The organism is Acinetobacter sp. 1124_18A, from assembly GCF_052824995.1.
In genome coordinates, this window is sequence record NZ_VTDF01000006.1 from 105,589 (window position 1) to 117,846 (window position 12,258).

Here is a 12,258-nt window from a genome sequence, read left to right on the forward strand (position 1 = left end):
AAATTATTCTAAAGGAGTATAGAATTTTATTCTAAAAACTTAGTAAGTCTTATTTTTATACAATTTCTGAAGTTTTTTCCACCCATTTTTAACTTTAAAAGTCAATTGTAAATTAGGCTATTTTGCCAATGTTAAAAGTCAACTTTCATGCTAGAAAGTAATAAGTTATATATAAATATATTCTATTTGTCACCTTCATACTTAAAAACATAGCAAAGACAATAAAATCGAGCGTTTGAAGTACTTTTTACACCTACTTAATTCCTACAAAAAATGTCGTTTTTCTCATCATTTTTTCACACAATAGTTATTAGATATGGCATAATTTGAAACAATTTCAGGGTTTTATTTTCGGTATTTTTTTTATGAATCTGGAGCGAGTAGATCTTAATCTATTAATATATCTTGATGTACTTCTTCGTGAAAAAAATGTTACACGCGCAGCCGAACAACTTGGGGTAACTCAGCCTGCCATGAGTAATATTTTACGTCGTTTACGTAATTTATTTAATGACCCTCTTCTTATCCGTTCTTCTGAAGGGATGACTCCAACAGAACGTGCTCTTGAATTACAACCTCGTATTCGTGATGCACTTGCTGATCTCTCCATGATTTTGGAACCCCGTACCGAATTCCGCCCTTATACAAGTAATCGTGTTTTCCGCATTATGACATCGGACTATGCCGAGGCAACTTTAGTTCCTCGTCTTGTTAAAGCGCTCCGCTCTGAAGCTCCAAACGTTGTTCTTGATTTTCTTACACCAAGTGATGTGTCCTATAGAGACATGGAGCAAGGTAAAGTTGATCTCGCAATTAATAGATTTAATGAAATACCGCAAAGTTTCCATCAGGTTTTAGTTTGGCGTGATAGTTTCAGTTGTATTCTTAACGACAAACACCCTGCTGTAACTCATTTAAATTTAAAAAGCTATTTAGATGCTCAACATATCTGGGTTTCTAAAACAGGTATGGGTGTCGGTTTTGGCGTAAACCCTGATAAACAAGGTGGTTTAGGCTGGATTGATCAGGCATTAGAACGTATTGGTCAACGTCGTAAAATTTCTGTATTTACTCGTCACTACCAAATGCCAGCTTTACTTGCTCAAAACGTAGATCTTATTGCCACTCTCCCAACACGGATGGCACGTCTACAAACACAGAACCCTAAACTGGTTATAAAGGATCCTCCTTTTTATATTCCAGAGTTCGAACTTAAAATGGCTTGGTGCCCGTTGTTACATCATCACCCTGCTCATCGCTGGTTGCGCCAACTTATCTTATTTGTTGCTCGTCAAATGATTGAAGAGGAAAACCGTGAATTTCTAACCAATAATTCACAATTTTCTCACTATTAAATAAATTTTAATTTAATTGTCGATTTCAGGCGCTGAGCAATCAATCTGATTACCTCAGCGCTTTTTTATGTTAAAACATAGTCATAATAATGATGAATCTCAGGTGATTTGTGAGTCTCTTTCAAAATATCATTATCATCGTACTGCTTATCATCGGAGCAGGCTTTTTATCTTTAACTGAAATTGCACTAGCTGGTGCCAGAAAAGTTAAGCTAAAAATTCTAGCCGAAGCGGGTGAAGAACGCGCCCAACAAGTACTAGATTTACAAGAACAATCTGCTGACTTTTTTGCAGCCTCTCAAATTGGTCTAAATGCAGTCGCGATTTTAGGCGGTATTTTGGGTGAAGCTGCTTTTCGTCCTTATTTCGTCACTTTAGTGGACCGTTTCTATGTAGGCCCTTGGACACAGACAATCGGTTTTGCCCTATCCTTTACTTTAGTGACATCACTGTTTATTTTATTTGCCGATCTTATGCCAAAACGTTTGGCTATGATTGCACCTGAAAAAATTGCAATTAGTGTTATTAATCCAATTCAGGTTTTTATTAAGGTTTGCAAACCTTTAGCTTGGGGAATTAATGCAATTGCCAACCTGCTATTTCGTTTATTTAAAGTAAATACAACTCGAGAAGACAACATTACTTTTGATGATATTTCAGCAGTAATGGACGCAGGTGCTCAAGCAGGTGTACTTCAAAAACAAGAACATCACTTTATCGAGAATGTTTTTGAATTAGAAGAACGTAACGTACCTTCCAGCATGACAACACGTGAAAATGTTGTTTATTTCACTTTAAATGAACACGAAGATAGCATTCGCCAAAAACTAGCAGAATATCCTTATTCAAAATTTTTGGTATGTAATGAAAATATTGATCAAGTCATTGGTTACGTCGATGCCAAAGACTTTCTTGTTCGCATTTTAAACAATCAATCTCCAACGCAATTGAATGAAACAACCATTCGTACTGTCTTGATGATTCCCGATACCCTAACCCTCTCGGAATTACTTGATCGTTTCCGCTCTACAAAAGAAAAGTTTGCGGTTGTAATAAACGAATATGCGCTTGTCGTAGGTGTTATTACTTTAAGCGATATTATGATTACGGTTATGGGCGACTGGGTAACCCCAATTGAGGAAGACCAGCAAATCTTTAAACGTGATAATAACTCATGGTTAATTGATGGCAGCACACCAATCGATGACTTAAGACACGCACTTGAAATTGACGAAATGCCTGATGAAGAAAATTATGAAACATTAGCAGGCTTCATGATGTACCGCCTACGTAAAATTCCACGCCCGGCAGATTTTGTAGAATTTGGTGGATACAAGTTTGAAGTAGTCGATGTTGATCATTTTAAAATTGACCAACTCCTTGTAACTCGAATTTTAGAACAAACCGAAGTACATTCATCAATTGATGAAAACTGATTTATATTAATTTAAATACCTCACAATTATGCGGGGTATTTTTTTAATCTAAATAAATTTTTCAAATATATGTAATAATTATTTTAGATTCATAAATTCAAGTTGTTCTTTTAATCTAAAAGTAATATTATTTAAATCATCACTTATATTAAATCTTAAATACTGAAAAATAATAGAATAATCCATATATCCCAATTAGCACGAAGCGACTAAGCCCCAATTTACATTACCACCAAACTTATGTAACTTAGCTCAAAGCCAGTCTTTAAATGGTTCTCCTTCTCATCTCAACCATCAAAACACATATAATGAAAAAAAATATCATATAATTTTTATTTTTATAAAACCTTTATAATCCATTATAATGAGTTACATTTATTATATGCTTACTATAATCCTAATATATATGTTCAGTATTTCGCCTAAATATACCTCTTCAACTGAATATATATTAACCAAATAAACTAAATATATTATTTGTCTTTTTATTAAAAATTAATAAGAATAACCAAGGTCAGAGTTTTGAATAAACTTGTTCAGTAAAACTATAGGCAAAGGATTGATTGTATGCTGACATTACTTGGTGTTGGCATGATTTTGTGCTTCATGTACTTAATCATGTCCAAACGTTTAAGCCCTATTATTGCTTTAATTCTCATCCCATTTATTTTTTCTCTTATTGCTTGGGGCCTTGGTCACTACTTTGAAAGTTTGAGTCACATTGAACTCAAAGGTCTCAGTGAGATGATGCTAGAAGGCATCAAAAAATTAGCGCCAACTGGCGTAATGCTTTTATTCGCAATTTTATATTTTGCCTTAATGATCGATGCAGGTCTCTTCGATCCACCGGTTAAATGGATTTTAAAAAAGGTTAAAGGCGATCCTCTAAAAATCACAATGGGAACCGTGTTCTTAACCACAATGGTTTCTTTAGATGGTGATGGCTCAACAACTTATATGATTTGTGTAGCTGCAATGCTGCCACTTTATCAACGCTTAGGAATGAATACACTCATCATGACTGCACTTATGCTGTTATGTAGTGGTGTAATGAACCTAACACCATGGGGTGGTCCTACAGCTCGTGCTGCAAGCGCCCTGCAAATTGACCCAAGCCACATTTTCGTACCAATGATTCTTCCTATGGTCATTAGTATTGGTTGGTTATTCTTTTTGGCGTACCTATATGGTCGTTACGAGCAAAAACGTTTAGGCGTTATTGAGCTTGAAACTCACCATGGCGACAATATTACCGTATCGAAAGATCCTGAAGCGACTCGTCCACATTTACGCAAAGTAAATATGGTGCTCACAATCCTTCTTATGATTGCGTTGATCAAAGGCATTTTGCCTATGTCTGTGTTGTTCATGATAGCGTTCTGTATCGCAATGCTCATTAACTACCCAGATGTTGATATGCAGAAAAAACGTATTGCAATGCATGCTGACAGTGTCTTAGCTGTCGTAGGTTTGATTTTCGCAGCAGGTATTTTCACAGGTATTTTATCTGGTACAGGTATGGTTGAAGCGATGTCTAAAGAGTTCGTCGCAATGATTCCTCCGAGCATGGGCCCATACCTTGCACCGATTACTGCTTTAGTAAGCATGCCTTTGACATTCTTCATGTCAAATGATGCTTTCTTCTATGGCGTTTTACCTATTCTTGCTGAAGCTGCTTCACATTATGGTATTAGTGCAGAAGCGATTGCTCGTGCTTCGATTGTAGGCCAACCTGTCCACTTACTTTCACCACTTGTTCCATCAACCTATTTGTTATGTGGTCTTGCTAAAGTCGATTTTGCTGACCATCAAAAGTTCACTTTAAAGTGGGCATTCATAACTTGTATGGTATTAATGGGTACTGCTTTAGTGATTGGTGTTTTCCCACTCTTTAGCACGCTTTAATTATTCTTTTACAATAAAAAAAGCCCCAAACGGGGCTTTTTTTATTTCTGTACATATTCAATTAAGTGATCTAACACAATGTGAAAATGCAATGTAATGTCTTCTTCTAAAATTTTATAGGCATTATCGAATTGCACCATTGGCCAACCTTCTTTCCAAAATGGAAAAATATTGTGTAGACCCTCAGTCACAATCGCGTCTTCACGACTAATCGCTTGAGCAACTTGAGCTAAAACCTGAGCGGTTTCTGCCCCATCCATAGCTAAATAATCAAGACCACGTGCTTTAAAAATACGGATACGGTCTTTTTTATAACGAATCTTTTTCGCCTGACCTGAATTCAAGCCTAATGCCAACGTAGCAGCTTCTACAAACTTGTCTTCAAAATTTGCGCTCAATGCAACTAAAGCCTGTTTATGTGCTTCTTGACGCCCAGCTTTCCCCCCATTACGGATAATCTCATTTGCTTCCGTATCAAGCTTATCTTTTTTCATAGACTGTAAAATGTCTAAAATTTCGATATCGCTTAGAGATTCAGGAGATTGCTCAAACATAGGAGTCCTTATACATAAAACTAAAGGCATATTCTCTCATAAAAGCGCCACTAAAGCAGAGTAAAATTTTAAATAGCCTATTAAGTTGACTATTTTTATAGTCCTAACTTCAGAGACTACACTCATAAAATCAGATAATTCTTTGGTTATAATTTTAATTATTTGCAAAATTAATTTTACCCAGATAATATAGTTTTACCCAGATAAAATATACAGCTAAAATGAATACTAAAATCACCTATACTGCTTTCACTGGAAGCACGCTTATTGCGAGTGACTCCCTAGTTGACCTTGCAAAAAAACTCAAAGATCTTCCAAAAACAACTGAAAATATTCTGATTTTTAATGATCAAACCGGTCAACAAATTGATCTTGATCTTTCTGGTTCGGAACAAGAATTTCAACAACGTTATGCTGAACCGGAAGAAATTAAAAAAGTTGGACGACCTAAACTCGGAGTAATTTCTCGTGAAATCACTTTACAGAAAAAACATTGGGATTGGTTAGATCAACAAAGTGCGAGTGCATCAGCAGTAATTCGTAAGTTAATTGATCAAGAGTTAAATAACCCAAATTCTGAAGGTAATATTATGGTCGCTAAACAAGCCATCGACCGTTTTATGTCTGCCATGCTGGGTAATATGCCAAATTACGAGGAAGCAACACGCGCCTTATATCAAGGTGATCGAGATATATTTTTAAAGATGATTCAGAGTTATCCTAAAGATTTAAGAGAATATTTAACTTTAAAATCTCAAAGTATTTTCTAAACCCAATAAAAAAACCCGCTTACGCGGGTTTTTTCAAAATCAATTCAACCTATTAAAGACGGACTAATTCCACAACTTTTTCAGCTGCCTCTTCAATGGTTTCAGCAGTAACTTCTGTATCTGTGCCATCCACAGCCGTAGTGATAACCACAACACCTGTCTCACGCAATAAAGTAATTTGCTCAGCAGTTAAGTTGGCTTTTGCAATCGCAACTACACCTTGTTGGATCAATAAACTTTCTAAAACCTGAGCTTTTTCGATTAATTGTGCAGAAATCCCAATCACCGCAGGTTTTTGACCTAAACGTGCAGCACGATCTTCAGCAGTAACAGGATTGCTATGCGCACTCCACTCTACCGCAGACTCAACCATACCCGCACCAACCGTTACATTGCTTAAACGATCAATGAAAATAAATGAACCTGTGTATCGTGAATCTTGATATTGATCAAATACGACTGGCGCATCGAATTCAACAACAACGTCTGCAATTGCATTTAACTCAAGCTCTTCAACCTGAGTATGCTCAAGCGTATTCACATTCACGCGATAGTGAATGTTAGTCACTTTGGCAGGAACAGTCTGTGTACCAATCTTAACGTTGTACAACTTACCCTTCACTAGAGGATGTTCATTCATCCATACTACTGAAGCACGAACACTGCGTGAAATTAATGGCTGTTCACCTGCACGTACTAGAACGTTGCCACGGCTAATATCAATCTCATCATTCAACGTTAATGTAACTGCTTGACCCGCAACAGCTTGGTCTAGATTTCCGTCGAATGTTACGATTTCTTTAACTGTTGAACGTTTACCTGATGGTAATGCAACAATTTCATCACCAACATTGATTTCACCTAAAGCCACAGTACCAGCGAAGCCACGGAAATCTAGATTTGGACGGTTCACGTATTGAACAGGGAAACGGAATTCGTGTTTGTTTGATTCACGACTAATTTCAACTGACTCAAGAATGTTCATCAAGGTTTGACCCTTGTACCAAGCTGTATGCTCAGAAACATTTACCACGTTATCGCCATTTAAAGCAGAAATCGGTACAAATTGAATATTGGCTGGACGACGATCGCCCAATTGGCTTACAAAAGCATCATATTCAATCTGAATTTCAGTAAAGCGTTCAGGTGAATATTCAACCAAGTCCATTTTATTAATGGCAACAACAATATTCTTAATACCAAGCAAACTTGCAATAAAAGTATGACGACGTGTTTGTGTTTGCACACCATAACGCGCATCAATCAAGATAATTGCAAGATCAGCTGTTGACGCACCAGTTGCCATGTTACGCGTATATTGTTCATGCCCAGGTGTGTCAGCAATAATAAACTTACGCTTTTCCGTTGAAAAATAGCGGTAAGCCACATCAATGGTAATACCCTGCTCACGCTCAGCTTGTAAACCATCTACAAGTAATGCCAAGTCTGGTGCATCACCTGTGGTTCCTACTTTTTTACTATCACGTGTTACAGCTTGCAATTGATCTTCGTAAATCAATTTTGAGTCGTAGAGTAAACGTCCAATTAAAGTACTTTTACCATCATCTACGTTACCGCAAGTCAAAAAGCGCAGAAGGTCTTTTTGTTCATGTTGCTTCAAATAGGCCAAGATATCTTGACTGATTAATTCTGATTGATGAGACATTGCTCAAACTCCACAAATTTAGAAATTGTCTTAGAAATAGCCTTCTTGCTTTTTCTTTTCCATTGAGCCCGCTTCATCATGATCAATCATACGACCTTGACGCTCAGAACTAGTGGCTAAAAGCATCTCTTGGATAATTTCAGGTAACGTATCTGCTTCAGACTCAACTGCACCAGTTAATGGGTAACAGCCAAGCGTACGGAAACGTACAGACTTCATCTGTGGAACTTCACCCTCTTTTAAACGCATACGTTCATCATCAACCATGATTAACGTACCGCTACGCTCAACTACTGGACGAACAGCAGAGAAATAAAGAGGAACGATTTGAATATTTTCTAAATATATATATTGCCAGATATCCAACTCAGTCCAGTTAGATAAAGGGAATACACGAATACTTTCACCTTTGTTCACTTTACCATTGTAAAGATTCCAAAGTTCAGGACGCTGGTTTTTCGGATCCCAACGATGCTTACTATCACGGAATGAATAAACACGCTCTTTCGCACGTGATTTTTCTTCATCACGGCGTGCACCACCAAAAGCAGCATCAAATTGATATTTATCCAAAGCCTGTTTCAAAGCTTGGGTTTTCATAATATCTGTGTATTTTGAACTACCATGATCGAATGGATTAATTCCAGCTTCGCGACCTTCTTTGTTCTGATGAACAATTAAATCGAAGCCATGCGTTTTTGCCATGTTATCGCGAAATGAAATCATCTCTTTAAATTTCCACCCAGTATCTACATGTAATAATGGGAATGGAAGTTTAGCTGGATAAAATGCTTTTAACGCAAGATGGAGCATTACCGCAGAGTCTTTACCAATTGAGTAAAGCATGACCGGATTTTCAAATTCAGCAGCAACTTCACGGATAATATGAATACTTTCAGCTTCAAGTTGCTTGAGATGTGTAAGTCTTGATTCAGTCATGAACACGTCCTTCTCTATCCATTTTGCCCATAAAATCTAGAAGTGGTATTAAACCACCACGTAGAAGACCATGTGGAGGAACGAGTGCCATAACAACTCCAATTTTTCGTGATAGATAATCCAACCACAAGCCTTTATATGGCTTATAGCATTAGTTATGCATTATAGTGATTTAAAACCGATTCCTTTTGCTTGTTTTTTCATATTGATATTCGATTTCATCATATACATGTAATATGCTGATGCACTTGCACAACTTGGCAATCGTAGCTTGTGTAGCCAACTTAAGCAAATCATGATCTGCTCTTTAGATTTCTCTAAAAACCATAAAAAAAAGAGAAGCATTTATAGCTTCTCTTTTCTAAAACGTGATCTATTCTTAGAAACCGAACATTTTACGTTCTAATGGAATTTCAATCCCAATAGATGCGCCTGCATCATTACCTTCTAGATCAGAATCACTTACCCAGCCATTAATTTTTAATGGAAGATCTGGCTTGATGTAATGCGTCCAAGTTAAATCAAGGGCTTTAATTTCATCATCTTTAGGGAATGCTTTATTGATTGCGCGGTTAGATTGGTTAACCTTAACCACCATTGCTCGACCACTTAAACGGTTCATGACATCAAAGCGGATATCACCACCCACTGAATACATTTGCCCATCACCACCCATCGCGTGCCCTAATGGGTAACCATGTTGGTAATAACCATCTTTATAAGTTGAATGAGCATAAGAGATGCCTCTTACATCACCATTAGTACGTGTATCCGCCCATTCTGCATAAAGTTGATAAGGCAAGTTATTGTAGCTAGATGAATAGTCCACACCTGCTAAGTACATTTTCTTAGAAGGTAAACCACCCGCTTCATCTTCACCTACATATTGTCCATAGATGCTAACTGGAACTTGGAATAGTGGTTGTAATAACAAGCGACCATCAAAGCCAGCAATTTGGTTTGATGGATCTGGTTCACCCGTTCCGCCATTATCTTTATTACCAACAAATGCATCCCATAAAGAACTAAAACTTTCAGGACGTCCATCACCACCCCATTGAATAGCACGCGATGCGCCCAACTCAATATATGGTAATGGTTGTGCAGTCACACGTAAGCCAATTAACTTAGCATCTGGAACTGATTTATAGTCATCTAATTGACCAGCAAAAGCTTGATATTGCCAAGGCCCAATCCAAGATAACCATTTTGTATCAAAAGCATTTTGTACAGCACGTTGTGCAGTTACACCATAAACCGGACGACTAGCATCGCCACGAATTAAGCTACCATCATGGCCAGGCCCCCACCATGTTGGAATTTGACCCGCAACGACCCACTGATTCCAAAGTTTACCAGCGACATATGAGCCTTCAACATTCACATCTTGACCATTATCAATTTGTGGGTCTTTTTCTGCATTTACTCGGATTTTTGCATCCCAGTTTTCGCCACCTGCATTAAACTCTAAAGAACCTTGATATTGAGCTTTTTGGTTATCACCAAATGCTTGCGGAATATTTTTGCTATCAGTTTCAGCAAAAGCGCCCACTTTAACCGTATTGTTATCTGCTTTTAATGCATCAAGAACTGAATTAATAACTTTTTGTTGAGCTGGATGCGTCACTTGTGCTTGAGAAAGTGCTCTCTGGATTTCATCACCACTTAACGGCCAAGTTGAGGTGCTAATCTTGATAACACCTTGTTGATTCAACCAATTTAAGTCTGTACGTAAGTCCTCATTATTTAGCACTAAACCTTGTGCAAAAATAGCGGATGAAGCAGTTGCCAATATTGCAATCGAAAGTGTTTTTCTTAGAAACATGCCAGCCAATTCTCAAAGTTATTTATGAGCAACACCTTAAATTTTTTATCACAACTTTGCAATTGTTAAACTGTGCAATTACATTTTTTAACGCTATCTTAAGATTAGTGTAGATAGGTAAGTTTTTGAGATATAAAAGTAATAAAAAAAGGCAGTATAAATACTGCCTTTTTTTGCCTTTAGAAGATTAACCTTCTTTACGGCGCATATGTGGGAATAAAATTACATCACGAATACTTGGTGCATCGGCAAATAACATGACCAAACGGTCAATACCGATACCCTCACCCGCTGTAGGTGGTAAACCATACTCAAGCGCTTCAACGAACTCTGCATCGTAATGCATAGCTTCATCATCACCAGCATCTTTCTCTGCAACTTGGGCTTGGAAACGCTCAGCCTGATCAATTGGATCGTTTAACTCGCTGAAACCATTTGCCAATTCACGACCACCGATGAAAAACTCAAAACGATCGGTAACATGCGGATTGTCATCATTACGGCGAGCGAGTGGAGATGTTTCAGCTGGATATTCAGTAATAAATGTTGGCTGACGTAGTTTAGTTTCAACTGTTTCTTCAAATACGATAGTTTGAAGCTTACCTAAACCAAAACCTGGCTTAACTTGTTCTTTTAATTCTTCACGAATGAATTGAGCAAGAAACTCACGGTCGCCAACATTTTCTGGCGTAAACTGTGGGTTATTCTCTAAAATCGCATCAAACATAGAGATTTTTTTGTATGGCCCTTTGAAGCTAAACACTTCACCTTGGTAAGGCACATCAGTTGTACCTAAAATATCCAAGGCCAATTTTTCAATCATATTTTCAGTTAATGCCATCAAGTCTTTATAGTCAGCGTAAGCTTGATAAAACTCGATCATCGTAAATTCAGGGTTATGACGTGTTGAAACACCTTCGTTACGGAAGTTACGGTTAATTTCAAACACACGCTCAAAACCACCAACAACCAAACGTTTTAAATAAAGCTCAGGTGCAATACGCAAGAATAATGGCATATCCAAAGCATTGTGATGTGTTTCAAACGGACGTGCAGATGCGCCACCCGGAATCACATGCATCATTGGCGTTTCAACTTCCATGAAACGTTCATTGTTTAAAAATGCTCGAATTCCAGCAACGACTTTGGCACGGATTTCAAAAGTTTTACGTGTTTCTTCATTCACAATTAAGTCAAGATAACGTTTGCGATACTTAACTTCTGTGTCATTTAAACCGTGAAATTTATCTGGTAACGGGCGAAGCGATTTCGTTAAAAGCTCAAAACCTTCAAGGTGAACATATAAGTCACCTTTTCCTGAGCGTCCGATATAACCTTCAGCAGCAATAATGTCACCAAGATCTAAACCTTTAATAGTCTCAAGAATATCTTTTGGTAAACCTTTACGGTCAACATATAACTGAATACGACCTGTCATATCTTGAATAACCATGAAAGATCCACGGTTTAACATGACACGACCAGCAATTTTTACATAAACATGCTCAGCGCTTTCAATTTGTTCTTTCGACTGATCTTTAAATTGTTCTTGTAGATCAGCAGCGTAATGTTCACGCTTAAAAGTATTCGGCCAAGGACTCTTTCCAGTTTCCTTCGCAACATCTTGGATTTGCTTTAATTTGGCATGACGCTGTGCAATTAAATCGTTTTCGGAAATAGTTGGTTCAGAAGTCGATTGAGCGTTTTGTTGCGTCATCTCTGCCTCGATTAAGTAAAAATTAAGTGCTATATCCTAACAGATTGCGGGAGTTTTTCGAATGATTTCAATCAAACAAAAATGAAAAAAG

10 protein-coding genes are annotated in these 12,258 nt (G+C 37.4%); 4 read left to right on the forward strand and 6 right to left on the reverse strand.

Annotated features, from left to right (window positions below; translation table 11 throughout):
• Positions 1 to 365: 365 nt before the first annotated feature.
• The 3 genes from FY048_RS13345 (at position 366) to FY048_RS13355 (ending at position 4,696) form a co-directional block, all read left to right on the forward strand.
• Complete coding sequence (locus FY048_RS13345; RefSeq protein ID WP_003653025.1) at positions 366 to 1,355, forward strand: LysR family transcriptional regulator; 990 nt, start codon at positions 366 to 368, stop codon at positions 1,353 to 1,355.
• A 110-nt stretch (positions 1,356 to 1,465) separates the two neighbouring features.
• Positions 1,466 to 2,791, forward strand: a complete 1,326-nt coding sequence (locus FY048_RS13350) for a hemolysin family protein (RefSeq protein ID WP_016138909.1) — start codon at positions 1,466 to 1,468, stop codon at positions 2,789 to 2,791.
• Positions 2,792 to 3,358: 567 nt separating this feature from the next.
• Positions 3,359 to 4,696 (forward strand): CitMHS family transporter, encoded by a 1,338-nt coding sequence (locus FY048_RS13355; RefSeq protein WP_446091465.1) that lies wholly within the window; start codon positions 3,359 to 3,361, stop codon positions 4,694 to 4,696.
• 41 nt (positions 4,697 to 4,737) lie between these two features.
• On the opposite strand, the gene FY048_RS13360 is transcribed toward FY048_RS13355, so the two are convergent.
• Positions 4,738 to 5,250, reverse strand: coding sequence for a hypothetical protein (locus tag FY048_RS13360; protein ID WP_336169402.1), 513 nt, complete (start codon positions 5,248 to 5,250; stop codon positions 4,738 to 4,740).
• A gap of 221 nt (positions 5,251 to 5,471) precedes the next feature.
• Between FY048_RS13360 and FY048_RS13365 the strand changes: the two genes are divergently transcribed.
• On the forward strand, positions 5,472 to 6,020 hold the full coding sequence (locus FY048_RS13365) for a DUF2239 family protein (RefSeq protein ID WP_446091466.1): 549 nt from the start codon (positions 5,472 to 5,474) through the stop codon (positions 6,018 to 6,020).
• A 52-nt stretch (positions 6,021 to 6,072) separates the two neighbouring features.
• On the opposite strand, the gene cysN is transcribed toward FY048_RS13365, so the two are convergent.
• The 5 genes from cysN to lysS form a co-directional block, all read right to left on the reverse strand.
• Positions 6,073 to 7,686: a sulfate adenylyltransferase subunit CysN gene (cysN, locus tag FY048_RS13370; RefSeq protein WP_446091467.1), complete on the reverse strand. Its 1,614-nt coding sequence runs from the start codon at positions 7,684 to 7,686 to the stop codon at positions 6,073 to 6,075.
• A 30-nt stretch (positions 7,687 to 7,716) separates the two neighbouring features.
• Positions 7,717 to 8,625 (reverse strand): sulfate adenylyltransferase subunit CysD, encoded by a 909-nt coding sequence (gene cysD, locus FY048_RS13375; protein ID WP_004641806.1) that lies wholly within the window; start codon positions 8,623 to 8,625, stop codon positions 7,717 to 7,719.
• A complete protein-coding gene (locus FY048_RS13380) occupies positions 8,618 to 8,749 on the reverse strand; it encodes a hypothetical protein (protein ID WP_080026499.1) in 132 nt (43 codons plus the stop codon). Before FY048_RS13380 ends, cysD begins: the two co-directional genes overlap by 8 nt.
• A 255-nt stretch (positions 8,750 to 9,004) precedes the next feature.
• Complete coding sequence (locus tag FY048_RS13385) at positions 9,005 to 10,450, reverse strand: capsule assembly Wzi family protein (RefSeq protein WP_446091468.1); 1,446 nt, start codon at positions 10,448 to 10,450, stop codon at positions 9,005 to 9,007.
• A 187-nt stretch (positions 10,451 to 10,637) separates the two neighbouring features.
• Complete coding sequence (lysS, locus tag FY048_RS13390) at positions 10,638 to 12,167, reverse strand: lysine--tRNA ligase (RefSeq protein WP_004641802.1); 1,530 nt, start codon at positions 12,165 to 12,167, stop codon at positions 10,638 to 10,640.
• Positions 12,168 to 12,258: the final 91 nt, after the last annotated feature.